At 33.3% G+C, this 26172-nt stretch carries 29 protein-coding genes and 1 riboswitch; of the genes, 23 read left to right on the top strand and 6 right to left on the bottom strand.

Features of this window, described 5'->3' with window-relative positions:
- The first annotated feature begins 8 nt into the window (after window positions 1-8).
- The 9 genes from NK213_RS10430 (at window position 9) to NK213_RS10390 (ending at window position 5823) form a co-directional block, all read left to right on the top strand.
- Window positions 9-521 (top strand): hypothetical protein, encoded by a 513-nt coding sequence (locus NK213_RS10430; protein ID WP_253348899.1) that lies wholly within the window; start codon window positions 9-11, stop codon window positions 519-521.
- A gap of 3 nt (window positions 522-524) precedes the next feature.
- Window positions 525-1184 (top strand): DNA repair protein RecO, encoded by a 660-nt coding sequence (recO, locus tag NK213_RS10425; protein ID WP_253348898.1) that lies wholly within the window; start codon window positions 525-527, stop codon window positions 1182-1184.
- A gap of 11 nt (window positions 1185-1195) precedes the next feature.
- Window positions 1196-1660, top strand: a complete 465-nt coding sequence (locus NK213_RS10420; RefSeq protein WP_253348897.1) for a PTS sugar transporter subunit IIA — start codon at window positions 1196-1198, stop codon at window positions 1658-1660.
- A gap of 11 nt (window positions 1661-1671) precedes the next feature.
- The gene (nrdR, locus tag NK213_RS10415) at window positions 1672-2136 is read left to right on the top strand and encodes a transcriptional regulator NrdR (protein WP_253348896.1); all 465 of its coding nucleotides are present in this window, start codon (window positions 1672-1674) and stop codon (window positions 2134-2136) included.
- Window positions 2133-2945: a DUF368 domain-containing protein gene (locus NK213_RS10410; RefSeq protein WP_253348895.1), complete on the top strand. Its 813-nt coding sequence runs from the start codon at window positions 2133-2135 to the stop codon at window positions 2943-2945. The genes nrdR and NK213_RS10410 overlap by 4 nt, the downstream gene beginning before the upstream one ends.
- 74 nt (window positions 2946-3019) lie before the next feature.
- On the top strand, window positions 3020-3301 hold the full coding sequence (locus NK213_RS10405) for a septum formation initiator family protein (RefSeq protein WP_253348894.1): 282 nt from the start codon (window positions 3020-3022) through the stop codon (window positions 3299-3301).
- A gap of 192 nt (window positions 3302-3493) precedes the next feature.
- Entirely contained in the window at window positions 3494-3982 is a 489-nt protein-coding gene (locus NK213_RS10400; RefSeq protein WP_253348893.1) for a hypothetical protein, read from the top strand.
- 95 nt (window positions 3983-4077) lie between these two features.
- Entirely contained in the window at window positions 4078-5520 is a 1443-nt protein-coding gene (locus tag NK213_RS10395; protein WP_253348892.1) for a serine protease, read from the top strand.
- A 21-nt stretch (window positions 5521-5541) separates the two neighbouring features.
- A complete protein-coding gene (locus NK213_RS10390; protein WP_253348891.1) occupies window positions 5542-5823 on the top strand; it encodes a hypothetical protein in 282 nt (93 codons plus the stop codon).
- A 162-nt stretch (window positions 5824-5985) separates the two neighbouring features.
- Here the strand turns inward: NK213_RS10390 and NK213_RS10385 are convergent, their stop codons facing one another.
- Window positions 5986-6222 (bottom strand): STAS-like domain-containing protein, encoded by a 237-nt coding sequence (locus tag NK213_RS10385; protein WP_253348890.1) that lies wholly within the window; start codon window positions 6220-6222, stop codon window positions 5986-5988.
- 149 nt (window positions 6223-6371) lie between these two features.
- Between NK213_RS10385 and mnmA the strand changes: the two genes are divergently transcribed.
- Both mnmA and NK213_RS10375 read left to right on the top strand, forming a co-directional pair.
- Window positions 6372-7451, top strand: coding sequence for a tRNA 2-thiouridine(34) synthase MnmA (mnmA, locus tag NK213_RS10380; RefSeq protein WP_371926411.1), 1080 nt, complete (start codon window positions 6372-6374; stop codon window positions 7449-7451).
- 67 nt (window positions 7452-7518) lie between these two features.
- Window positions 7519-8655 carry a universal stress protein gene (locus NK213_RS10375; RefSeq protein ID WP_253348889.1) on the top strand — a complete coding sequence of 379 codons (1137 nt, stop codon included), beginning with the start codon at window positions 7519-7521 and terminating at the stop codon, window positions 8653-8655.
- 75 nt (window positions 8656-8730) lie between these two features.
- Here the strand turns inward: NK213_RS10375 and NK213_RS10370 are convergent, their stop codons facing one another.
- A complete protein-coding gene (locus NK213_RS10370) occupies window positions 8731-9315 on the bottom strand; it encodes a TetR/AcrR family transcriptional regulator (protein WP_253348888.1) in 585 nt (194 codons plus the stop codon).
- 131 nt (window positions 9316-9446) lie between these two features.
- A riboswitch (guanidine-I (ykkC/yxkD leader) is annotated at window positions 9447-9548 on the top strand.
- Window positions 9549-9614: 66 nt separating this feature from the next.
- On the opposite strand from NK213_RS10370, the gene NK213_RS10365 reads away from it, so the two are divergent.
- The gene (locus tag NK213_RS10365; RefSeq protein ID WP_253348887.1) at window positions 9615-10952 is read left to right on the top strand and encodes an MATE family efflux transporter; all 1338 of its coding nucleotides are present in this window, start codon (window positions 9615-9617) and stop codon (window positions 10950-10952) included.
- A 110-nt stretch (window positions 10953-11062) separates the two neighbouring features.
- On the opposite strand, the gene kdpC is transcribed toward NK213_RS10365, so the two are convergent.
- The 3 genes from kdpC to kdpA are packed head-to-tail and all read right to left on the bottom strand — an operon-like array spanning window position 11063 to window position 15360.
- Window positions 11063-11623, bottom strand: coding sequence for a potassium-transporting ATPase subunit KdpC (kdpC, locus tag NK213_RS10360; RefSeq protein WP_253348886.1), 561 nt, complete (start codon window positions 11621-11623; stop codon window positions 11063-11065).
- 10 nt (window positions 11624-11633) lie between these two features.
- Window positions 11634-13694, bottom strand: a complete 2061-nt coding sequence (kdpB, locus tag NK213_RS10355; RefSeq protein WP_253348885.1) for a potassium-transporting ATPase subunit KdpB — start codon at window positions 13692-13694, stop codon at window positions 11634-11636.
- Between the two features lie 16 nt (window positions 13695-13710).
- Complete coding sequence (kdpA, locus tag NK213_RS10350) at window positions 13711-15360, bottom strand: potassium-transporting ATPase subunit KdpA (protein WP_253348884.1); 1650 nt, start codon at window positions 15358-15360, stop codon at window positions 13711-13713.
- 293 nt (window positions 15361-15653) lie between these two features.
- Here kdpA and NK213_RS10345 point away from each other — a divergent pair, with 293 nt between their 5' ends.
- The 11 genes from NK213_RS10345 (at window position 15654) to NK213_RS10295 (ending at window position 25853) form a co-directional block, all read left to right on the top strand.
- Window positions 15654-16382, top strand: a complete 729-nt coding sequence (locus tag NK213_RS10345) for an HAD-IB family hydrolase (protein ID WP_253348883.1) — start codon at window positions 15654-15656, stop codon at window positions 16380-16382.
- Window positions 16383-16540: 158 nt separating this feature from the next.
- Window positions 16541-17182 (top strand): HIRAN domain-containing protein, encoded by a 642-nt coding sequence (locus NK213_RS10340; RefSeq protein WP_253348882.1) that lies wholly within the window; start codon window positions 16541-16543, stop codon window positions 17180-17182.
- 19 nt (window positions 17183-17201) lie between these two features.
- Window positions 17202-17651 (top strand): thioredoxin-dependent thiol peroxidase, encoded by a 450-nt coding sequence (gene bcp / locus NK213_RS10335; protein WP_253348881.1) that lies wholly within the window; start codon window positions 17202-17204, stop codon window positions 17649-17651.
- A 72-nt stretch (window positions 17652-17723) separates the two neighbouring features.
- On the top strand, window positions 17724-18323 hold the full coding sequence (locus NK213_RS10330) for a YbhN family protein (RefSeq protein WP_253348880.1): 600 nt from the start codon (window positions 17724-17726) through the stop codon (window positions 18321-18323).
- Window positions 18268-20166, top strand: coding sequence for a bifunctional lysylphosphatidylglycerol flippase/synthetase MprF (gene mprF / locus NK213_RS10325; RefSeq protein ID WP_253348879.1), 1899 nt, complete (start codon window positions 18268-18270; stop codon window positions 20164-20166). The genes NK213_RS10330 and mprF overlap by 56 nt, the downstream gene beginning before the upstream one ends.
- Window positions 20167-20197: 31 nt before the next feature.
- Window positions 20198-21208, top strand: coding sequence for an aspartate--ammonia ligase (gene asnA / locus NK213_RS10320; protein WP_253348878.1), 1011 nt, complete (start codon window positions 20198-20200; stop codon window positions 21206-21208).
- Window positions 21209-21346: 138 nt separating this feature from the next.
- Entirely contained in the window at window positions 21347-22501 is a 1155-nt protein-coding gene (gene nagA / locus NK213_RS10315) for an N-acetylglucosamine-6-phosphate deacetylase (RefSeq protein ID WP_253348877.1), read from the top strand.
- A 45-nt stretch (window positions 22502-22546) separates the two neighbouring features.
- Window positions 22547-22987, top strand: a complete 441-nt coding sequence (locus tag NK213_RS10310; protein WP_253348876.1) for a hypothetical protein — start codon at window positions 22547-22549, stop codon at window positions 22985-22987.
- A gap of 112 nt (window positions 22988-23099) precedes the next feature.
- Complete coding sequence (locus NK213_RS10305) at window positions 23100-23453, top strand: hypothetical protein (RefSeq protein ID WP_253348875.1); 354 nt, start codon at window positions 23100-23102, stop codon at window positions 23451-23453.
- Window positions 23454-24145: 692 nt separating this feature from the next.
- Entirely contained in the window at window positions 24146-24874 is a 729-nt protein-coding gene (gene cas6 / locus NK213_RS10300; RefSeq protein WP_253348874.1) for a CRISPR-associated endoribonuclease Cas6, read from the top strand.
- Between the two features lie 178 nt (window positions 24875-25052).
- Complete coding sequence (locus NK213_RS10295) at window positions 25053-25853, top strand: DUF6602 domain-containing protein (RefSeq protein WP_253348873.1); 801 nt, start codon at window positions 25053-25055, stop codon at window positions 25851-25853.
- Window positions 25854-25889: 36 nt separating this feature from the next.
- Here the strand turns inward: NK213_RS10295 and NK213_RS20655 are convergent, their stop codons facing one another.
- Window positions 25890-26150 carry an integrase core domain-containing protein gene (locus NK213_RS20655; protein ID WP_371926412.1) on the bottom strand — a complete coding sequence of 87 codons (261 nt, stop codon included), beginning with the start codon at window positions 26148-26150 and terminating at the stop codon, window positions 25890-25892.
- Window positions 26151-26172: the final 22 nt, after the last annotated feature.

The following is a 26172-nucleotide window of genomic DNA, read 5'->3' as shown; positions in this document are numbered from 1 at the left end:
AAAACAATATGAAAAAAATAATACTGACAATGTTTTTTATGAGTATTTTAGCATTTTCGAAGGATTTTTGGGAGCTGAGCAGTTTTAATGTAAATGTAAATGAAACAACAAGCTCAGGAAAATCAAAGTCATACACAATGGTATATACCGGCGGGACTTTAAAAATAACAATTAATTCACCGTCTGTGAATAAAGGAGAAGTTTATACGTATTCGGGAAGCCAGAAAACGATATACTATCCGTCGCTGAAACAGACAGTTACACAGAATGTGGACAGTGACGAGGCAAATTTCCTGAATATAATTAACAAGTTAAAGTCTGTAAGCGGTAAAACTACTGTTTCTAAAGGCGGAGACAAGTTTGTATTCAGCGATTCCAAATTAGTTTCTATAGAGACTGATGAATACACGGCAAGTTTTTCAGGATACACAACTTCAGGAGGGAATACTTATCCTAAAACTGTAAAAATTTCTGAAAACGGTAAAACAAAAATTACTTTTAATCTTTCAAATTTTAAATAATCTATGGATATATTAAAAACAGAAGGAATTGTAATAAAAAAGACAAATGCCAAAGAAGCAGATCTTATACTGAAAGTGTTTACAAAAGAATACGGAAAAATAGATATTTATATAAACGGAATAAGGAAATCAAAGAGGAGAGAGAAACTGGCTGTAGAATTAATGTCTGTAACGGATTTTTTGATTTATGAAAAGAATGCAAATTATTCTTCAAATTCATTTACACTTACGGCTTTTTTCCCAAAAATACAGCTCAGTTTTCTCAAACTGAAATATTCTTATTATCTGCTTCATCTTATAGATAAGATTTATGAGTATAATTCTGAGGATTTAGAGTTTTACAATAAGATTACAGGTTTATTTGAATATATAAATGTACTTTCCGAAGACGAGAAAAAGACTGAAATCCTTCTCAGTTATCTGATACTCTATCTTTTAAAGGATATTATACTTACACAGGGAATATTTGAGCATGAAAATATTCTAAACTTTGCTGAAAAAGACAGCAGGGAGAAACTGGAAAATATACTGAATAATCCTGCTAAAGAGGTAATAAACAGCGGATCATACACAATAGATGAAATAACAGAAATGATAGTTTCTCTGGAAAAATATATAAATTATAATTTAAACAGGAATTTGAAATATAATTTTTTTGTTTAGGAGGGAATAATATGAGTAATATAAAAATAATAAATTTTCTTGATAAAAATATGATAAATCTGGATTTGAAATCAAAAACAAAAAACGAAGTAATAAAAGAATTAATGAAAACAATACAGGAATCTGATAAAGTAACTGCACCTGAACGTGCATTAAGCGGTCTTTTTGCAAGAGAAGAATTAGGAACAACAGGGATAGGAAAAGGCGTAGCGATACCCCATGCTAAGACTGATGCTGTTACAGACCTTCTTGTAGGTTTTGGTATTTCCAAAGAGGGAATAAATTATGGATCTATGGATGAGGAACCTGTAAAAATATTCTTTATATTCCTTTCACCGCTTGACGGCAATCAGGAATATCTGAAAATTTTAGCAAGAATATCAAGATTAATAAGAGAAGATAAGTTCAGAAACAGTCTTTTAGCAGCGGATACACCAGAAAAAATCATGGAAATAATAAATAACGAAGAAAGTTAAGAGGTGTTCTTATGAAATGTCCATTTTGTGGTAGCGATAATACAAAAGTAGTTGATAGTCGTAATCATCTTGATGGAACTACAATTAAGAGAAGAAGAGAATGCGAAAACTGCGAAAAAAGATTTACAACCTATGAAAAAATAGGTGATCTTTCTCTGCGTGTGGAGAAAAAAAGCGGTTTTGTGGAGCTTTATTCAAGGGAAAAAGTATTTAACGGAATAATGAGAGCCCTTGAAAAAAGATCTGTAGACATGGAGAAAGTAGAAGAGATACTTGAAAAAATAGAGCGTGATATCCTGACAAAGTACAGCGGTCTGGTAAAATCAAGCGAATTAGGGAATATGACCCTTTCTTATCTATTGGATTTAGATGAGGTAGCCTATGTAAGATTTGCATCAGTATATAAAAAGTTTAACAGCCTGGAAAATTTTTTGAAGGAAATAGAAAAAATAAATTTTGAAAGTGGGAAAAAATGAAGGCTTTAGAAAATATACTAAATGGTTTCTTTATCGGTCTATCTTGTGCTGTCCCTGGCGTTTCCGGCGGCACAATAGCTTTTTTGATGGGTGTGTACGAGCAGTTCATAGATGCTTTAAGCAATATAACAGATACCAAAAGCCCTGAATTCAGGAGAAGATTTCTGCTGTTAATGGAAATTGGCACGGGAATCATTCTTGGTGTGTTTACCGCGTTCAAAATTTTAGCGGTTTTTTTTGAAACACAGGAAGAAATATTGAGATTTTTCTTTTTAGGTTTGATACTATTTTCAATACCAGGTATCTTGAATAAGAAAATACAGAAAGTCGGGATAAAAGACATTCTGTTTGGATTTTCAGGATTGATAATAATCTGGATAATAGGACTTCAAAATAAAAGTTTTAATATGCTGCCTGATTTAAGTAATATTTTTTACATAATAAAATTATTTCTGGTTTCGTTTATTTCGGCGGGGGCAGTGATTTTGCCGGGATTATCCGTAAGCTTCTTGCTGCTGATATTCGGCGAATACGGCAACATATCAAAATTTATTGCAGAAACTAATATTTTTGCGATATTTATATTCATATTCGGGACAATAAGTGGAATATTACTTTTGTCCAAAATAATGGACAGCTTTTTTAAGCGGTACAGAGAAGAAACAATTTCCGCAGTTGTGGGAATAATCATAGGGTCGACAGTACGAATAATGCCGTCGCCGATAACTATGGGAAATTTATTTTTTGATATTCTCTTTTTTATTGCAGGTGGTTTCTTGGTTTTAAAATTATCTGTAATAAAAAATTAGAATATATGATATAATATTTATCAGATAGTTATTTTGATTTTATTCAAAAATAAGTTATAAAGGTTGAGAATTTTATGATAAAGAGAAAGAACATATTTAAGGTATTTTTTAATATAATATTTTTATTTATTGTTTTAAACATATTAATTGAGGGAATACAGCTTAACATAAGAAGAAACGGGTTAAAGAGGCAGGTCAGCGATGCACAGATAAAAATAGACGAGTTAGAGAAGAAGAGGAAAACTCTAGAGGAAGAGATAAAGAAAATAGAGGAAAATGAAAAAATAGAGCGTCTTGCAAGGGACAGGCTTGATTTACATAAAAAAGGAGAAACGGTTTATAAAGTAGTAGAATAATTATAGATACAGCCACATTTTCAGTGTGGCCTTTCTAGCGTTTTACCTTATTAATTTTGAAATATGGGTACAAATTAATGTAGAATATTTGTATTTTAAAAGTATCCAAATATCAAAGTAAAAATAAGATAAGATGCAGTGTGCAACAGCTGTTTATTTACAGTTAATTCTAATTTTAGGACAGGTGATAAGATGTATAACTGGAAAAACTATGTAAATGATTTTAAAAACTCTGAGGTTTCTGATGACAGAGATAAATATTCTTTTGGCTTATCTTATACATATCTTTTGCGGACAGGTTTCTTTTTTCTGGCGATTTTGGTACTAGGCGGAATTGCACTTACAGATTCTTTGAAAAATCATTATAATATAAAAATGGTTATTTCTATTCTTCTGATTTTATATGCGGTAATTTCACTGGGAAGAACTCTGGCATACAGAATAACACTGGACAGAGAGATTTTGAAATACGGGAAGCACAGAATAAAATTGACTGAAATAAAGTCTGCCACACTGACAATAGGACGTATTTCAGCATCAAGAGTAGGAAGAGCATTGGAAATAATCAGTAATGATAAAAAAGAGTATATATTAAACTTAAATATAAATCATTCAATAAAATTTTTGAAAATACTTGAAAAAAGAATCGGAAAGAAATTTTTGATAAATGAGGAAGGGTAATCCGGAGTCGAAATAAGACAAAGGTATTAAATACCGGATTTTATTGTATGATTTTATAAAAGACGGGAAAAAACTTATGGGGAGTGTAATTTATTATGAAAAAAAGTTTTTTGATGTTATTCTTTTTAGTTTTACTTCAAATGTCATACGGGGCAGATAAAATAAAATCGTCTATAGTGAAAATATATTCCACGCATCAGCAGTATGATTTCAGAAGTCCATGGCAGAACGGTTCTGACTATAATTCTACTTCAACAGGTTTTATAGTAGATGGAAACAGAATTATTACCAATGCACATGCAGTATTGAGCAACAGGTTCCTTCAGGTGAGAAAAGAAGGAGAAGCAAAAAAATACAAAGCCAGTGTGGAATTCATATCGGAAGAATATGATCTGGCTTTGATAAAAGTAGATGAACCCGGTTTTTTTAACGGGACTGTTCCTCTGAAATTTTCAGGAATTCCGATGAATCGTGATAAAGTGGCGATTTACGGTTATCCCATGGGCGGCGATAAATTAAGTATAACAGAAGGAATAGTATCGAGAATAGAACATAGTAAATATACACTGACAACAGAAAAATTTCTTATAGGTCAGACAGATGCGGCAATAAATCCGGGAAACAGCGGAGGTCCTGTGATTTCCAAAGGTAAAGTCGTGGGAGTAGCTTTTTCGGGACTGCTTGGTGCTGATAATATAGGATATTTTATCCCTACACCTATAGTGGAACATTTCCTAAATGATATAAAAGACGGAAATTATGATGGAATGCCGAAACTTGGTATTATATGGTCAGAGCTTGAAAGTCCGTCACATAGAAAGATGCTTGGTGTGGAAAATACATCAACGGGAATATTAATAAAAAAAATAAAGAAAAATTCACCTTTAGAAAATATGCTGAAAAAAGGGGATGTTCTTTTGAAACTGGATAATTACTCAATAGAATATGACGGAACAGTGGAGTTCAGGAAAAATGAAAGAACAGATTTCAATTATGTAGTACAGAGCAAAAACTTCGGAGAGCTTCTCAGATATGAGATAATGCGGGACAAAAAGAAAATTACCGGGGAAGTAAAGCTTACAAAGGATAGAATTCCTTTTGATCTCATAAAAAACAGCTCATTTGAAGAACCACCCACATATTTTATATACGGCGGATTGATTTTTGAACCGCTTACAGATATTTATATAAATAATTCACCTATAAAGCTTCCCGAGGACATAGACAGCATACAGGGCTTTCAGGATAAAAAAGAGCTTGTAGTGCTTGTAAGAGTGCTTTCAGATGATGTAAATATTGGTTATAATAATTATTATGATGCGATAATTACAAAGGTAAACGGTAAGAGTTATGAAGATTTCAAAGATTTTGTCAAAATAGTAAAATTATCGAAGGCTGAGTTTATGAAATTTGAGGATATGGACGGGAATGAGATCGTACTTGACACACAGCAGGTGGGAGAAAGAAATTCCGAAATATTCCAAAATTATAGTATAGACAAGGAAATGTCGGCTGACATTGCTGATATTTACCAGTAAAAATAATCCATGGAGGTAATTATGAAAAAACTGATATTTTTAATAATGCTGCTGTTTATATCATGCACAACAGTAACTGTTCCAAAGACTTCCATGTATACAAGAGATCAAATTGTGGAGATAGGAATAAAAGAAGTAAAAAGAACATACGGGCTGGATATAGACAGAAAAGATACAGCAATATTCAAGTCTGGATACGGAGAGTGGAAAGTGGTGCTTTACAGTGCGACTAATCCGATATTTGTATTGATAAATGAAGACGGGACTATAAAAAGTGTAGAGATGAAAGATTATATTCAGTAATATATAAAAAACTTTCTATTTGAGTTATCTCAGGATAGAAAGTTTTTTTAGTTAAAATTTGAATTATTTGTTTCTTTTAGACCTGTTAAACATGAATTCTATTTCTTTATTTGTATTAATATTGTTTAGGATTACTTCGGGATTTTCATTTTGAAAAACCCTCTAAATCTTATCAGCAAAGCCTTGACCTATATTTTCAATACCTTTATAGTCAAAAGTGATTTCTTTGAATTTTTCAAGATTATTTAAAATCCTTTTAGCCACTGATCTGGAAATAAGACTTTTTTCGTATTCTTCTATTAATTTTACTATTATTTCTGTTTTGGTGGAATCAACCACCGCTGAAAAATTTTGATTTTCTCTTCTTATATTATTTATAATTTGTTTTTTTATTCTCATTTTTCACCCCAGTATAAAAATAATATTCCTAATAGTTTTATAATATCTTATTCTGAAATAAAATTCAATAACTCAACAAATAAAAGAATTTGAAAAGTAAAAAGTTGTAAATACATCTGATATTTGTTAAAATAGTTTAGGTGATTAATGTGAAAAAGAGAGTAGTTTTAGGAATGTCAGGGGGAGTAGACTCTTCAGTGGCAGCAATATTATTAAAAGAACAAGGATATGAAGTTATAGGCGTATTCATGAAAAACTGGGATGAAACAGATGAAAACGGAGTGTGTCCTGCTGATGAGGATTACAAAGATGTGATAGCCGTGGCGGAACAGCTTGATATTCCTTATTATTCGGTAAACTTTGTAAAAGAATACTGGGACAGGGTATTTACATATTTTCTGGATGAATACAGGGCAGGAAGAACTCCTAATCCGGATGTTATGTGTAATAAGGAAATTAAGTTCAAAGCTTTTCTGGATTATGCAATGAAAATAGGTGCTGACTATATAGCAACAGGACATTATGCCAGAATTGACAGAGAGAGCGGAAATGTGAGACTTTTGAGAGGTCTTGATGATAATAAAGATCAGACATACTTTTTATGCCAGCTGAGTCAGGAACAGCTGGAGAAGGTTATTTTTCCTATTGGCGAATATAATAAAAAGGATATAAGAGCAATCGCAGAAAAGCATAATTTGAAAACAGCAAAGAAAAAAGACAGTACAGGAATATGTTTTATAGGAGAACGGGACTTTGCAGAATTTCTGAACAGGTATCTTCCTGCCAAACCCGGAAAAATAGTCACTCCCGAAGGAAAAATTCTGGGAGATCATGTAGGACTTATGCACTATACAATTGGTCAGAGAAAAGGAATCGGAATAGGCAATACAAAAGACGGATCAGGAGAACCGTGGTTTGTAGCTGACAAAGATCTTGAAAGAAACGAATTGATAGTTGTTCAGGGCGGAGATCATGAAAGACTTTATTCAAAAGCTTTGACAGCTGATAATTTTAATTTTATAAATAAAAGGGAGTTTCCTCTGAAATGTACCGCGAAATTCAGATACAGACAGACAGATGTAGGGGTCTTAGTGACAAAAACTGATGAAGACACTTACAGGGTAACATTTGATAAACCGGAAAAATCAGTAACTCTGGGGCAGATAGTGGTGCTTTATGATAATGAAGAGTGTATCGGCGGGGGAATAATAAAGGAAATTATTAAATAATACATCTCTTACAGACCTTTTATATTGGTATATAAAATGAAAAGCTGTTTTAAATGGAGGCATTTTTATGTCAAAAAGAAGAATCACACCTGAAGAGGCAATGGAGATATATAAAAGGGAGATGAGGGGGAAGCTGAAAATATATCTTGGTTATGCACCGGGAGTGGGGAAGACTTACAGTATGCTTGTGGAAGGAAACAGGCTTCTCGCTACAGGAAAAAAGATTGCAATCGGTTATCTGGAAGACCATAACAGACCTGAAACAAGAAGTCAGGTAAAAAATCTCCCTGTACTTCCAAGAAAAAAGATAGAGTATATGGACAGGACATTTGATGAAGTAGATGTAGAGGCAGTGGTAAATTATGATCCTGACATTGTACTTATAGATGAACTGGCACATACTAACATACACGGCTCAAAAAATGAAAAAAGATATCAGGACGTCACGGAAATACTGGATAAAGGGATAGATGTATATTCAACACTGAATATACAGCATCTGGAAAGTCTTAATGACAGAATTTATGATATAACCAATGTGCAGGTGAATGAAACTGTACCTGACAATGTTTTGGAAAATGCAGATATAGAAATAGTAGACGTTACACCGGAAAATCTGAGAATCAGAATGGAAAAGGGCGAGATTTATAACAGGGAGACAGCAAGACGTGCTTTGAAAAATTTCTTCAGGGAAGGAAATCTTAGTGCTTTGCGTGAAATAGCCCTAAGGCAGATAGCGGAAGAAGTGGATGACGATGTAATCAGATATAAAAAATCAAAAGGAATTACTGCACACTGGCATACTATGGAAAGGGTACTTGTCTGTATTTCATCAAATCCGAAAGCTGCGAGGGTAATAAGACACGGAGCAAGAATTGCGAGAAAATATAAATGTGCTTTTTATGTACTAGATGTTAATTATACCGGCTTATTTGCCAAAAAAATGTCAGAAAGAGACATAAAAGGACTTGATGAAAATAAAAAACTCGCACTGAAACTTGGGGCAGAAATTCATTCAAGAGAAGGAAAAAGCGTATCATCGGAAATAATAAAATTTGTGGAGGAAATGGGAGTAACGCAGATAATTCTCGGACACAGCGGACGGAGTACAGTAACAAGACTTTTCAGGGGTTCTACTATTAATAAAATTATAGAACATTCAAAATATGCAGAAGTAAGAGTTATTCCATGGCAAAATAAATAGTAAGATAAAAAAGATGCTTTCATCAGTGAATATGAGAGCATCTTTTTTTATTTCAGGTTTTAATTATTTATTGTTTTATCCTGCATTAACTTTCAGAAGCTTATCGAATATAAAGAAAAAATCAGTAATGGCACTTTCTTTCTTTTCCAGTTTTATCTTAAGCATAGTACCTTCCATCTGTGAAACTAATGCTCTTGCCACTTCTTCCGCCTGAAGGGTTTTATAATTAGGATTTATGTTTTTCATCATAGACAGGAAAAAAGAAAATTTCATTTCTATTTTTCTGTAAGATAAGAGCAGGTGTTGTCTAATGTCTTCATTTACATCTGAAAGCTCATTGGCAATATTACCTAAAGGACTTCCGCCGTGATAACTGTTCAGTTCCACATTTGAGAAAAAATTATGAAAAAATACCTTAAATTTTGGAATAGAAAGGTCATTCACAGTTCTGTCAAAAAATCTTATTATATTGTTAGTATGATAGTCTATAACATGGATAAGTAAATCATCTTTGTTTTTAAAATAATAATAAAAAGAACCCTTTGGAATATTACAAACTTCCAGTATTTCTTTTAGTCCCGTATTCACATATCCGTTAAAATAAAAAAGCTTCGCGCTTTCTTCTATAACTTTTCTTTTCTTTATTTCAGTCTTTTTCATAATAGCCTGCCTAGTAATTTTTTTACTTTACATATAATTTTATAACTATATTTGTTTATTGTCAATAATCTTTTGGTAAACTTGATTTTTTTAGGGAAATTTAGTATAATATGATCATAAATTGAATAAAAACATAAGTTTTCTAGGGTTCCGTAATTTTATTATGAATTAGTCTGGTCCGAGAGAAAACACGGTGGCAGCACCGGACACGGAAGGAGAAAAGCCTAGGAGGATATTAATAATATCGCTCCCGGGCTTTTCTTTTTTTATTCAAAATTTTATTTCAGGAGGTAAAAAAAATGGAAAGGAAAAAGAATTTGAAAAACATGCTGAGATATGTTATCCCAAGTGTTACAGCATTAATGGTGAATTCTGTTTATATAATTGTAGACGGTTTTTTCGTAATGAAGGGTGTAGGTGAGAAGGCTCTTGCTGCTGTAACATTAAGTGTGCCGTTTTTAGAGGCGTTGATAGCAGTCAGTATGCTTTTATCAGTAGGGGCAGGGATTTATATCTCTTATTATCTGGGAAAAGGAAATAAGAAAACTGCTAATACAGTATTAAATACATCTGTAGTATCATTACTTTTTGTATCAGTTATGATAAGTATTTTCGGGATTATTTTTATAAAAAAGCTCGCACTTATACTGGGAGCCGATGAAAATATGACAGAGCTGGTATGTAATTATCTGAAATATCTTCTTTATTTCTCACCGGCACTTATTTTTAGTTATGCTTTGGCAACATTTCTCAGAAATGACAATAAACCTGGTCTGGGAATGGCGGCTATGATATTCGGAGGTCTGGCAAACGGAGTACTGGATTATGTATTTATTTTTATATTTGATATGGGAATAGAAGGTGCAGGACTTGCAACCGGTTTGGGTCCTTTATTCAGTATAATAATTATGCTCCCGCATTTTTTTCTTAAAAAAGGAGATTTATACTTTAGCGTAGCTGCGGTCAGTCTAAAGTACTGCAAAAAATTATTTGCTGCGGGGATGCCTGCTTTTATAACTGAATATTCACTTGGAATAGTGACATATCTGCATAACTTTGTGATAATAAAAGTTTTGGGAGATCAGGGAGTAGCTGCTTACGGGATAATCGGATATGTAGCCCTTATAATACTAACACTTTATCTGGGGATTTCTCAGGGAATACAGCCTTTGATAAGTACAGCTTACGGAGCAAAAAAAGAAAAGGAATTAAAATTTTATACAAAGGTGTCATTTGTCCTTGCAGGTATTATAGGAGTAGTAAGTACAGCAGCAGTGATGTTATTTGCCCGGCCTGTAGTGGAGATTTTTTCGGGAAATAATACAGAGCTTACCAGTGTGACGGTGTACGGACTGCGGATATATTCCATTAACTTTATTTTGGCAGGGATTAATATTCTTGCAGTATCAATATTTCAATCTGTTCAAAAAGTAAAAACAGCTTCTGTAATAGCTGTAATAAGAAGTACAGTATTTGTTTATGCAGCTCTTATGGTGCTGCCGAGAATTTTCGGGAATCTCGGCATATGGATGTCTATGCCGTTCGCAGAAGCTGGGGCTTTTGTTGTGATTATGGGGATTTATTTTTTTACATTGAAAAGAGAAAGGGAAACTGCGGCAGAATGCAGACTTCATTAGTTTATATAGTAAAAACAGACAGTAATTCTGGTAAAATAAGCAAATACTGTCTGTTTTTCATTTTTATATTTCATAAGAAAACTCTGTAAATATATCAGAAGAAATTCTTATTATTTCATTTTTAGCAGATTTAAATTAAGCTCAAGAACATTTATCAGGTTTCCTTTTTTAGAATCATTTATAAGCTTTAAAACTTCGTCTTTTGAAAGATTGTTTGCTTTAGCAACCCTGTCAGCCTGTATAACAGCTGATTCCACAGAAATATCCGGGTCTAGTCCCGAACCCGAAGCCGTGAGAAGTTCAGCAGGAACTTCATCTTTTTTTACAGCAGGGTTTTCTTTGAGGAATTTTTCCAGATCAGACTGAATCCGCTCTTTTAAAGCAGGATTAGAAACAGCAAGATTGCTTCCGCCTGATTTTGGTGTTAGATTCTCATCTTCACCTGTACTGTAATTCACAGCTGATACTCTTCCGTGAAAAAATTCCGGACTTGTGAATTCCTGTCCGATGAGACGGCTTCCAACTACTTCACCATTATATGTAATAAGGCTTCCCTCTGCTTTATTCTTAAAAAATATGGCTGCGATTCCGTTTATGACCACAGGATAGATAAAACCGCATAATATTATAAATATCAATGTTATCATAAAACTCTGTCTTAGTATTTTCATTTTTTCACCTCTATATTCCCATTGCTCTCAAAGCAGGAGCAATAATCATATCAATTATTTTTATCAGTATAAAAGGTGTTACAATTCCGCCAAGTCCGTAAATGGAAAGATTTTTTAACAGCAGAAGTTCTGTTTTCATAGGTTTATAATTCACACCTTTCAGCGCTATAGGAATCAAAAGCGGTATAATTACAGCATTGAATATCAGTGATGACAATATAGCGCTTGACGGTGAAGAAAGCTTCATAATATTAAGTATTTCCATCTGGGGTATGGCTATGGTAAACATAGCAGGAATAATAGCGAAATACTTTGCTATATCATTGGAAATACTAAAAGTAGTCAGAGCTCCCCTTGTAATAAGAAGCTGTTTGCCTATCTGCACCACTTCAAGAATCTTAGTGGGGTTCGAATCCAGATCTACCATATTTGCAGCTTCTTTCGCAGAAATAGTACCGCTGTTCATTGCAAGCCCTACATCAGCCTGTGCAAGTGCAGGAGCATCATTTGTACCGTCTCCTGTCATGGCAACGAGTTTCCCCATGGCCTGTTCTTTCTTTATAATATCAATTTTATCTTCAGGCTTTGCTTCAGCAAGAAATTCATCAATTCCGGCTTCCCTTGCGATAGTCTCGGCAGTCAGCGGATTATCCCCAGTACACATAACAGTTTTAATTCCGATTTTTCTAAGCTGTTCAAATCTTTCTACAAGCCCTGTTTTTACAGTATCTTTCAGATAGATAACGCCTAGAATCTTATTGTTTACCGAAGTAACAAGCGGTGTACCCCCGAGTCTTGCAATACCGTCTACTATTTCATTCAGATCAGCCGGAATACTTCCGTTCATTTTTTCTATAAATTCCATTATTGACTTTGAAGAGCCTTTTCTTATCACTGTCCCGTCTCTCAAATCAATTCCGCTCATTTTTGTCTGTGCGGTAAACTCAACAAAAGTATCATCCTTATAATCATTAATATCAGCATTTACATTAAATTTATTAGCAAGTTCCACAGTAGACTTTCCTTCTGGCGTATTATCTTTTAAAGAAGAAATAAGAGCATATTTAGTAACTTCCTCTTTACTTACTCCCGAAACAGGGATAAAATCAGCTGCAAGCCTGTTTCCGTATGTGATTGTTCCTGTTTTATCCAGAATTATGGTGTCAATATCTCCACAGGCTTCCACAGCCTTACCTGACATTGCTATAACGTTAAATTTAGTGACTCTGTCCATACCTGCTATTCCTATAGCTGACAAAAGTCCGCCGATAGTGGTGGGTATAAGACATACAAGCAATGCTATCAGTGTAGCAGGCGACAGACTTACATTCAGATATCCGGCTATGGGATAAAGCGTAATTATAACTACAATGAAAATAGCAGTAAGTGTCACAAGGAGTATACTCAAGGCAATTTCATTAGGTGTTTTCTGTCTCTCTGCCCCTTCTACAAGGGATATCATCTTATCAAGAAATGATTCACCGGGAGAAGCGGTAATTTTTATTTTAATCCAGTCGCTCTTAACAGTAGTCCCACCTGTAACAGAACTGAAGTCTCCGCCGGGTTCTTTTATTACAGGAGCAGATTCCCCTGTAATGGCAGATTCATCAATAGAAGCTAGACCTTCTGTTACTTCTCCGTCTGTAGGGATAAGATCTCCGGCTTCTGCCAGTACAATATCACCTTTTTTTATCTCAGTGGAATCGATTGTCTTTATTGTACCGTCACTTTGCACAAGCTTGGCTTTCATATCTTTTTTGGTCTGTTTAAGGCTGTTAGCCTGAGCTTTCCCACGCCCTTCAGCTATACTTTCTGCGAAATTGGCAAAAAGCAGAGTAATAAAAAGGATAATAGTAACAATACCGTTATATAATGCGGGATTATCACCCTCAGCAGGAAAAATATGCGGAAAAAATGTAAGTATTAAAGTAAGTACAAAACCTATTTCCACCACAAACATAACAGGATTCTGCATCATAAATTTCGGATTTAATTTTTTGAAGGAGTCGATAACTGCTTCTTGTAAAATTTCTTTAGTAAATAATTTAGTATTTTTTTCATGTTTACTCATTTATAACAACTCCTTTCTATCGTACAGTGAGATATTCCGAAATCGGACCAAGTGCCAGTGCGGGTAAAAATGTAAGTGCCCCTATAACGAGAATAATAAACAGCAGAACTACCGAAAAAGTAATATTATCAGTTTTGAAAGTAAATTCTGTTTCTGGAACTTCTCTTTTATTTCTAAGTGAATCAGCCAGCCACAATGCAAGAATAATAAATAAATATCTTCCAACCAGCATAACAATTCCCGTACTCATATTCCAATAAACCGTATTATCAAGAAGACCTTCAAAGCCTGAACCGTTATTAGCAGAACTTGTAGTAAACTGGTAAAGTATCTGTGAAAGTCCGTGAAATCCCGGATTAGTAACCGCATTACTCTTAAAGATAAGAGAAAATGCAGTAGGAATCAATATCAAAAAAGGATGTATAAGTATAGCAAAACAAATAATTTTTATTTCTTTTGCCTCTAATTTTTTACCAAGAAATTCCGGAGTTCTTCCTACCATAAGACCGCTGATAAATACAGTAAGCATCGCATAAATAAGTATTGTTATAAGCCCGATTCCTTTACCTCCGAATATTACATTAAGCATCATATTCCACATGGTAATCAGTCCGCCTATTGGCGTGAGGGAATCATGCATATTATTAACGCTTCCCGTAGTAAATGAGGTAGTAACAGAAGAAAACAATGCTGAATTTACAGTGCCGAATCTCATTTCCTTGCCTTCCATATTTCCCAAAATCTGCGGGATTCCTATATGTGAAACAGCAGAATTCCCTGATTTTTCCGCCCATATAAGAATAGCTGTGGAAACAATGAATAAAAAACTCATTGTTACAAATAAGGCAATTCCCTGTTTTTTATTTTTTAGAAGCAGACCGTATGCTACAACCATTGAACCTGGCAGAAACATCATGGAAAGCATTTCAACAATATTAGTAAAATTATTAGGGTTTTCAAACGGATGGGCAGAGTTCGCAGAAAATATACCGCCGCCGTTTGTACCAAGGTGTTTTATAGATTCCAGAGCAGCAACAGGACCTAATTTCAGAGCCTGAAAATTGCCTTCAATGGTTTTTATTATTTTTGTTCCGGCAAAACTCTGCGGAACGTTATTTATAATTAAAATAATAGAGACAATTACTGCAATCGGCAATAATACCCTTGTAATTATCCGCGTAATATCCATAAAAAAATTGCCAAGCCCTTTTTCTTTGGCAAGTCCGCGTATAAAAGCAGATGCTGCGGCAAAACCTGTTGCTGCGGAAAAAAACATTTGAAATATAATTATCATTGTAGTTATTAAGCCGGCATCTTCGCCGCTGTAGTCCTGCAGGTTTGTATTCGTCACAAAACTCACTGCGGAGTTAAATGAGAGTGCAGAACCAAAGACAGCATTACCATGGAAAAGTCCCTGAAATCTGAATACAAGAAATGTAATGAAAAATGCAAAGAAATTAGTAAACAAAATAGCTTTGCTGTATTCCTTCCAGTTCATATCCTCCTTTTCTATGCCGATGACTTTGTAAATAAGATTGTCCAGCGGAGCAAATATTCTGTCAAACGGATTCTTTTCATAAGAAATAACCGTTGAAAGATATTTTCCTCCGGGAATGCAGAGAATAATAAAAATAATAAATGTAACTATAGGATAATAAATATCCATTTTTGAATTCCCTCCTTTAGAGAATATGTATTTTGTTTTAATAATCTCGAATTATAGAACTTATGTACATAAAAGTCAATACAGATTTTACGGTATGTGAAAGGCAGTAACAGCAGTTTGTATAAAACTGGTCATTTGAATATAATGTTTCTTTGTAATTTAATTATAACTTTTCTATAAATAATTTACAAGGCTGGAACATTTTATTGTATGTTAATTTAAGTTTTAAAAAGATGGTATATTCTCTTGAAAAAATAGTCATTTTAAGATACTATATAAAAGAGGTGAATATTATGAAAAAAAATATAGGTGCATTTTTTGATATAGATGGTACAATTTACAGAGATTCACTTTTAATAGAACATTTTAAGATGCTCGTAAAATATGAATTTATTAATATGTCTTCATGGACCGGCCGTGTAAAGCAGAAGTTTGAACACTGGGAAAAAAGGAATGGGAACTATGACGACTATTTGCTGGAATTAGTAGAAACTTATGTAGATGCATTAAAAAATTTGAATAAAACTGATGTAGAGTTCCTTGCCAAAAGAGTAATTGATTTGAAATGGGAAAGGGTTTACAGGTATACAAGGCAAAAATTAAAAGAGCACAAAGAAAAAAAACATAAAATAATTATAATATCAGGAAGTCCGGATTTTCTTGTAGGAAAAATGGCACAAAAGTATGAAGTGGATGATTTTATGTCATCACAGTATATTGTGGATGAAAACAATATATTTACCGGGGAGGTAATTCCTATGTGGGATGCAAAAAGTAAGAAAAAAGCCATTAATTATTTTTGTGAGAAATATAATATAGATTTCGCAAAATCTTATGCATACGGAGATACCACAGGTGATCTGACAATGTTTAAAAATGTGAAATTTCCTGTAGCAATAAATCCTGCTATGAGACTGATAAAAAAAATAAAAAAAGATAAGGAATTATCTGAAAGAATACAGATAATTGTGGAAAGAAAGGATGTTATTTACAGCCTTGATTCTCATGTAAAGGTATTATAAATAAATCCTGTTGCATTTAGGGGAAGTCTAATGTTATTATAATTATAAGTAGTATAGAACAATAAATGAAAAATAGTCTGTATTTTGAAAATTTTTTTTGAAAGCGTTGTTTCATAAACGTCAGACTGGTCAAGCTAAAGTATTTAGGAGGAAAAAATATGATGTCTAACAGATTTGAAGGAATAAAGCTGGAGTTTGAAGGGTTATTTTATGGAGGAAGTTATGAGATAGAAATTTTTTCTGATGGTAGGTTTTATTATTCATTTATCGAAAATGAGTCTATAGAAATACAAAGAGGCTGTTTTCAGATTTTGCAGAAAGAAATAATGATGTTTGAAGAACTGATGGAGCATTTTGAACTGTTGAAAAAACAGGGAAATTATACTGTTACTGAATTCAGATTCGGGAATAGTCTTCTTCTTTTGCAGAGAAACGGAAGAAAAGAGAAGATAGAAGTAGGAAAGAATATGATATTTGAATATTCAAAGCTGCTTATGGATAAATATATGAAAAGTACAAAGAGAGTATTTCTTCTGGATACATATCTGGACGGAACTAAATATATAAGAAATTTTAACTGGAAAATCAAGAATATTACTACACTTGATCTGTTCAGGGAATTTTCCGGGACATATATAAATATGGTGGCTGCATATAATGAAAGAAAAGAAAAAGTAGGTTATGTACCCAAAGAACACAGCGAAGTCCTTGCGAGGCTTGTGGATTCGGGAAAGAAGCTCTATGCTCTTGCGATACCCACTGATGAAGCAATAGCACTAAAAATTTATATGTATGATTAATTAAATAAGGAGGCTTACTATGAAAGCAAAAGATTTCACACTTCAGGCGAGCAATGGTAAGAATGTAAGTCTGAGTGACTATAAAGGCAAAGCAGTAATATTATACTTTTATCCCAAAGATTCTACTCCGGGATGTACCACAGAAGCCTGTGATTTCAGGGATAATTCCAATGAGATAAAAGAAGGAAATGCAGAAATACTGGGGATAAGTCTGGATTCTATAAACAGCCATGAAAAATTTATAGAGAAAAATGATCTTCCGTTTCTATTATTAAGCGATCCTGATCATAAAGTATGTGAAATGTACGGAGTGTGGCAGTTAAAGAAAAATTACGGAAAAGAGTATATGGGAATAGTAAGGAGTACATTTCTGATAGACAAAGATCAGAATATAGTGAAAGAATGGAGAAATGTGAGAGTAAAGAATCACGTGGAAGAAGTAACGGTGGAATTGAAAAAATTACCTTAATATCTGGTAACCAGCTATTTTATAATAAAAATACTGTCTGCCCGGAGTATTAGGGAGATAAAAGGGGCAATAATGAAAAAGAAGATTATTTTAATACTAAAGCTGCTGTTCTTTATACTAATTCTCTTTTTACTATACAAAGAGCTGAAAAATTATAATATCAGGCATATTATAGAAGTGGTAAATGAGTACAGCATGTCAGTTATTCTTTTGGGACTTTTTATAGCAGGACTGAATTATTTTATACTGACTTTTTATGATTTGCTGGCTTTACGTAATGAAGATGAAAAGCTTCCGTTCAGGAAAGTGATTCCGGTTTCATTTACAGCCTTTGCATTTGGTAATAGTCTTGGTTTTTCGGGGATTTCATCTTCGGCAATCAGGCTTAGGCTGTACGGAGCATTAAAAATACCAGAAGGAAAAATAATAAAAATATCTTTATTTACAATGGTTTCATTCTGGGTGGGACTGGTAAACGGCTGCTGCTGTTTCAGCATCTGTCAGCATGAAAATATATGCGGTTCCGCTGATTCTTCTGCTAGTGGTCTACTGCTGGAAAATACCCGATATAAAAAAGCTGAGTATAAAGAGAAGTATAGTATTAAAGCAGATTATAGTGGGATTTACCGACTGGGCTGTGGCAGGTCTTGTGCTGTATTTGTTTTTACCTGAAAAGCCTGATTTTTTCTTGTTTTTAGGTATTTTCTGCCTGGCACAGTTTGCAGGTGTGGTTAGTAATCTGCCCGGAGGAATAGGAACATTTGAATTTGTATTCATAAATCTTCTGGGAAGCAGCAACGGAATATTGGCGGCAATTTTCCTGTACAGGGTTGTATATTATCTTGTACCTTTAATCGGCGCAATAATAACATACATAATAATGGAGTTTACTTCAAAAACTGAGAAGATAGCAAGAACATATGAATTTCTCGTTCCAGTGCTTCTTGCGGCGTTTTGTTTTACCAGCGGGATAATACTTTTAGTATCAGGGTCTATACCGCCTGCGATCAGCAGAATAACTTTTCTGGAAAAAATTATTCCTTTAGGTGTATTAGAGATATCACACTTTTTGGGAAGTATAGTGGGAATAGTTCTTATACTGCTTAGTTATGCTATTAAAAACCGTATAAACCTCGCATACAGGATTTCTATATGTACTCTGATTCTGGGGATTTTTTCCCTGTTATTCAAAGGTGCAGGATACGGCACAGCATCTGTTTTACTTCTTGTACTGATTCTTTTGATTCCGTCAAAGAAGTTTTTTTACAGGAAAAGTTCCTTATTCCATAACGGAATAAATCTGGAATGGACAGTCTTAATTGTAATGGTACTTATATCATCAATATGGCTCGGCCTTTTTTCCTATAATAAAACACCGTACAGTGATCTGCTGTGGTGGCAGTTTGAGTTTCACAAGGGTGCGCCGAGGGTGCTGAGAGCTATCTTTGCAATTGGGTTATTCACCTTTATATTTTCCATAATAAAAATATTAAGGCCTGTAACTCAGGAAAAATATACCTGTCTAAATGATTCTAAAGAAACAGTGGATGAAATAATGAGAGATTCTTCTGATTCTGAGTCAAATCTTGTCTATCTGAATGATAAAAGAATATATTTCAGCGATAATAAAAAAGCCTTTATTATGTACGGGAAGTATCAGAATACCCGTATAGTAATGGGGGACCCCGTAGGTGACGAAAATGAAATTTCCGAAATTATCTGGGATTATTATCTGGATACCAAAAACAGCCTTGAGTCCATTATATTTTATGAAGTAGGTAAGGAAAACCTTCATTATTATCTGGACATAGGGCTGACAATACTGAAAATAGGCGAAGAGGCTCTGGTAAACCTTGGGGATTTTTCACTTAAAGGAGATAAAAAGAAGACTCTGAGGTATACATATAATAAGCTTACAAAAGAAGAGTACGAAATAAAGATTATAAAAAAAGAAGAGATAGAACCTTATCTTGATGAGCTGGAAAGAATATCGGATATCTGGCTTGAGACAAAAAAAGTAAGGGAAAAAAGTTTTTCACTGGGTAATTTTACAAAGGAATATATGAGAAATTTTGATACCGCAGTTATTACAAAAGACAATGAAATATATGCCTTTGCCAATTTATTTTATTCAGGGGATAAAAATGAAATATCAATAGATCTTATGAGATATGATGTAGATAAAGCACCAAACGGAATTATGGACTTTTTATTCATGAAAATAATGGAATACGGTAAGGAAAACGGATATAAATATTTTAATCTCGGGATGGCTCCTTTATCAGGGATAGAGGACAGGAATACAGGTCTGGTTAATCTGTGGAATAAAGCAGGAATATTTATATATAAACACGGAAATCATTTTTATAACTTTGAAGGATTGAAAAAATTCAAAAATAAATTTGATCCTGAATGGAAGCCTAAATATGTGGCTTTTTACGGAAACCCGTTTAAGATAGTAAGTAATACAGTTTCCTTGATTTCTGGCGGAATGAAAGGTTTCTTTAAAAAATAAAATTCAAATAATATCAGGAGGATAAAAATTAATGAAAGTTATAGTACCAGAAAATTATAAAACGCCTTTAAATATAAGGGAAACTGAAGTAGCAATAAAAAAGCTCAAAGACAGATTTGAGGATGAATTAAGTGAAAAGCTGAATATAACAAGAGTTTCAGCTCCGCTGTTTGTAATAAGAAATACAGGATTAAACGATAATCTGAGCGGGCATGAACATCCGGTGAGCTTTACAGCACCGAATATCACAGACCTTAGTGTAGAGATAGTACATTCACTTGCCAAATGGAAAAGAATGGCTTTATACAGATATGATTTTCAAAACGGAGAGGGTCTTTATACTGACATGAATGCGATCCGTCGTGAAGAAGAAACTTCAAATCTGCATTCTATATATGTGGATCAATGGGACTGGGAAAGAGTTATTGCTAAAGAGGACAGAACAGAAGATTTTCTTGAAGTAATTGTAAAAAAATTATTTGATGTATTTAAGTCTGTGGAGGCTTTTACTTTGGGAGAATATCCTGAACTTGGTGAAAAATGGCTTCCAGAGAAAATAACATTCATAACTACACAGGAACTTGAAGATAAATATCCGGGTCTTAATGCAAAAGAGAGGGAAGATGCCGCTGCGAAAGAATACGGGGCAATATTCCTAAAGAAAATCGGAGGTGTACTAAAATCAGGGGAAAAGCATGACGGAAGAGCTCCTGATTATGATGACTGGAATCTGAACGGGGATATAATATTCTGGAATCCGCTTTTGAATTGTGCGATAGAACTTTCATCAATGGGAATAAGAGTAGACAGTGAATCTCTTGAAAGACAGCTTCATATTTCAAATGCATTGGACAGATTAGAGATGCAGTATCATCAGATGGTAAAGGAGAACATACTTCCTCTTACTATAGGCGGAGGAATTGGGCAGTCGAGAATATGTATGTATTTTTTGAGAAAGGCTCACGTGGGAGAGGTTCAGGCTTCTATCTGGAGTGAAGAAACAGAAAAAATATGTAAGGAAAACGGAATTAATTTATTATAATAACATAAAAAAGAACACTTTTTGCATGGAGATTTTCAGTAAAAAGTGTTTTTCTTATAACAAATTTCTGCTGAAATATAATTTTTTGAGTGATTTAATTATTTTGATATATATGGTATTTTTAATAAGGGAGGAAAAATGAAAAAACTGATAAAAAATGCTGCAATTTCACTGGATAATGAAATAGTCAGCGTGAATATAATTATAGAAAACGGGAAGATAACAGGTGTAAGTCGTGAAAAAATAACAGATGGTATAAATGATACAGAAATAATAGATGCTGATAATAATCTGCTGATTCCTGGAATGATAGATGTGCATATTCACGGGGCTAATAATCATGATATGATGGACGGGACGGAAGAAAGCATACAGGTCGTGTCTGAAGAATGTGCAAAGACAGGGTGTACTTCTTTTTTGGTAACTTCAGTGAGTTCTTCCATAGAGGATTTACTGAAAATGATAGAATGTGTACAAAAAACAGTTGGGGAAGAGAGAGGAGCCTTGATTGCGGGAATTCATCTTGAAGGGCCTTATCTAAATCCTGAAAAAAAAGGAATGCAGAATGAAAAGTATCTGAGACATCCTGATATTAAGGAAATGGAACTTATTCTAAGCAAGGCAGGTTCACTTGTAAAAATGATTACTATTGCCCCTGAACTTCCCGGAGGTTTTGAATTGGTGGAATATCTGAGAAAAAAAGGTATTATAGTTTCTATAGCGCATTCAGGTGCGACTTATGAAGAAGCGAAACATGCCTTTGAATTGGGCGCAGAGCATATTACGCATTGTTTTAATGCTATGCCGCAGATTCATCATAGAGATCCGGGACTTATAGTTGCAGCATTTGAAGAAGAAAAAGTTAGTTTACAGGCTATAATTGACGGTATACATTTACATCCTGCCATAGTCAGGCTCATGTATAATATAAAAGGAGCAGATAAAATGGTTCTTATCACAGATGCTTTACAGGCGATGAATGCAGGAGACGGTGAATATATGTTCGGCGGTCATCATGTAAAGGTGGAAAACGGGGTGGCAAGGCTTGCAGACGGGACGCTGGCTTCGAGTACCGTGACAATGAATAAGGCTTTGAAGCTGTCTGTGGAAATGGGAGTTACGCTTCATGATGCAATAAAAATGGCTTCTAAGACGCCGGCAGAAATTTTGGGGATATCTGGTAAAGGGCAGATAAAGAATGGTTATGATGCGGATTTGGTACTGCTTGATAAGGATTTTAACGTAGTGTGGACTATGATCAATGGGAATATTATGGATTTTAGCCGGAAGTAGGAATTAGATAAGATTAAAATATTTTTTTGGAAAGAGGGAACGATTATGGAATTGCCGGAATCATTGCTGGAGTATCTGCACAGAAAAAAAGTGAAAGTGGGATTTCAGGTAAATAATACAGAGGACGGGATGAAGGCTTATGTTTTGATTTTTCCTGTGGAGAAAGAAGAAGAGCAGAAGTATAAGAATAATCTTCTTCCTGTGGTTTCTTACGAGATAAGGTATATAAAGCATAAGGAAATATATACCGATAGTGAGTGGGGGCTTGATTATGATCACGTGCTTGAGGATAAAAGTACGAGGATAAAAAGGGTTTTCGTTGACAGGAATGAGGAGAATTCTGAGCTGTTTAGTGTTTTATCTGAATTTGATATTGATTTTTTGGACTTCAAGAGACTGAGGTTTTTCGACAGTGCTTTGGTTGATAGCACTATTGAGTGTTATATTGAGGATGAGAACATGTTTTCGCATTTATGGGAAGACTAATTTTTATGAAGTAAAAAAGATAAAAAAATAATAGAGTAATTACTCGTAATTGGTGTATGAATATGATAAAATATAGTCATTAAAACCAGAAAAAATAAAGGAGGAATTTTGTATGGCAGATAATAACGGAAAAGATATTTTTAAAAATCTCATCTTGGCGGGTGTTGGTGCTTTGGCTATGACAGCTGAAAAGATCAGTGATAGTATTTCTGAGCTTCAGGAAGTAGGGAAAATTACTGCTGAACAAGGGAAAGAGATAATAGACGAGCTTGCGAAAAAAGGTGAAATTACTGTGGAGCAAGGGAAAAATATTATTGAAAAACTGAAAGCTGCTGATCAGGAAGCTGAAGCAAAGCAGGATGAATTCGAAGATATGAATTTCGATTCTATGGATGATGAAAAACTGGCACGTTTAAAAGAGCAGATTCAGAAGATCGAAAGTGAAAGAAAAGATAATCAGGGGTAGTTTGTTTTTTTAGTTGTATTAATAGATAAGAGACACTTTTTTGTAGGTGTCTTTTTTTGTTTTGGGAATTTTTGGGAGGGGGGATGAGGTTAAGTTTATTTTAGGATGGTTGTGTTAAATCAAATGAAACTGGCGGAATAGATGCTTATGTAGATAAAATTACATTCTAAGATAGTTATATTAAATCATTTAGAGCATAAATTTAAATCACAGGAGAGAAAACTTTACATTCTAAGATAGTTATATTAAATCCTTTGTGGAGAGAAATCCACTATTTGTTATACCTTAAATAAACGTTTCTGTCGACCTATTTTTTTTGTGTGCTAAAACATGACATTAGACTGTCATGTTTGGGGTGAAAATATAATGAAAACCTTAAATGATAAAGGATTGTCGATCTCCGGACTTTTTTGCCTTATTGGAGGTAGACAGAATTATGTGATAAATAAAATTGTAATATTTATAACAAGCAAAATTACCTAAATTTATGACAAATATTGAAAGTGAAAAAATTAATTAGAACAACATATATTATAATTATATCAATGTAAATAATACATAAAAATATGATTGCTTAGATAGTTTATTAATTACTAAAATTGTAAAATAAAAAATATTTGAAAAAATAAGAAAATAGGTTATAATTAGTTAAGTTAATAAATTAAAATACAGTACAGTAAAGGAGGAAAAAATTGAGATTATCGTTACATTGTGAATTGAAAGAAAATGAAATACCATTAGATTACCGTAGAAAAATAGTATCTATGTTTAAAAGATGTTTAACAAACTATGATGAAGATGTATTTAATAAGTACTACCACATGAGAGACCCCATACAGAAGGAATTTACTTTTTCTAACTATTTCCAGAACCCTATTATCAAAAAAGAGACAATAGAAATACCTAACAAAAGAATCATCATTAATTTTTCCACTTCCGACAATGTTATAGGAATTGATTTTTATAACGCATTTGTCAAAAACCTGTATCAAGAAATAAGATTTTCAACATTAAATAGCATAAAAATAACAAGAATAGTAATACAGAAAGAAAGAAAAATATCTTCTAACAGGGTAGTTTTCCGTACCCAGTCACCGCTCATTGTTCGTGACCACCATCCCGAAAGCGGAAAGGACTGGTATTATTCGTGCAATGATCTGAACTTTGAAAAATTTCTGAAAAGAAATTTGTATAATCAGCTAAAAGATAAATTTTCTGAAAATATTGAAAAGGACTTGGATACTTTATCCATTAAAAAGCTGGATATGAAAAAAATAATTGTGACTTCTTACGGAATAAAAATGGCCTCTTCGATAGGAAGTTTCGAGATGGAAGGAGAACAGTACATTCTTAATGAAGTGTACCAGAGCGGTGCAGGCAGTAAGAAAAGTCTTGGGTTCTCTATGGTGGATATTGTGTAATTTATTTATCCAAAAAATCTTAAATATTTATAAAGAACATAAGTCTGATTCTCATATGAATATATGGTGAATCTAATTTTGAGCCATCTACAAATTAATTTAATTGTGCATAAGAATTAAAATTTTTATTTGTGGATTGGCTTATTTTTTGTTTATAAAGAAAGGGTGTAAAGAATATATGAATGAAAATATAATAAGAGAAATTAGAAATAATTATAGAAAAATGGAGAAATCAATAGTAGAAGAGTTATTTATAACTGTTAATAACCATCACTTAACTGCTGGGACTTTTAGGGAAAAAGTGTGGAAAGAAATGTTTGAAAATATAATTCCTAAGAAGTTTAAAATAGAGCAGGGAGCTTTTTTAATAGATTCAAGTGGAAAGGTTTCAAGAGAAACAGACTTAGTGATTTTTGATGAACAATATATCCCATATGTTCTAAAAAATAAAAATATTAAATTTATTCCTATTGAAGCAGTTATGGCTGTAGTTCAATGTAAAAGCAATACATTTTCTACAAATGAGATAAGAGAATGGGAAGTTTCTATAGATGAACTTTCAACAGGGAATTCAGGAATTGCAGGCTCAACCAATAATATAGTATTAATAAATAGTAGAAAAACAGTGCCATTAAAGATTATATGCGGAACTTTTTATACAAGTTCTGAGGTGATAAAAAAATTTTTAACTGAAACCTCAACAAGTAGTCTTATAATATGTGCACATTCTGAACAAACAGAAAAGACATTTATTCAAAAGTGCAAAAATGAGAGTGAAATTACAAAAAATTTGTATAAAAGTAAAGATGAAAAATTAAGTATTTATAATAAATATAATAGTTTAGAAGACATGGCTGAATTTATAACACCATCAATTTTAGAAAAATCAGAAGAATTAGTGAAATTAAACATAGAAATTGAAAGGTTTGAAATTCATGAATTAAGCCTTTTAACATTAGTATTTCAATTAAATCTGTAGTGGTCAAGTAAAATTGCTACAGTATGTGATAGTAAATTAAGCAGACCGCTTACCTAAAGCAGGAGGTATCCCGTTATTATAAGAATGAGGTCTTAAATAATTGTATTTAATATATATAAATTCATAAGTTTTCTTATCCAATACTTCATAATCATTAAAAGAATATAAATTAAAAAACTCATTTTTAAATGTATTATAGAATCTTTCAATAACTGCATTGTCATAAGGACATCCGGCACGGCGAGCCTGTGAGAAGAAGTCTGTAAATAAAAAATACCCACTATGATAAAATAAAATCAGGAGGTTTTTTTAATGAAAA

This window comes from Sebaldella sp. S0638 (assembly GCF_024158605.1).
Classification (GTDB): domain Bacteria; phylum Fusobacteriota; class Fusobacteriia; order Fusobacteriales; family Leptotrichiaceae; genus Sebaldella.
Note: the sequence above shows the minus strand (reverse complement) of the source record. Positions and strands in the feature narration are given on the sequence as shown.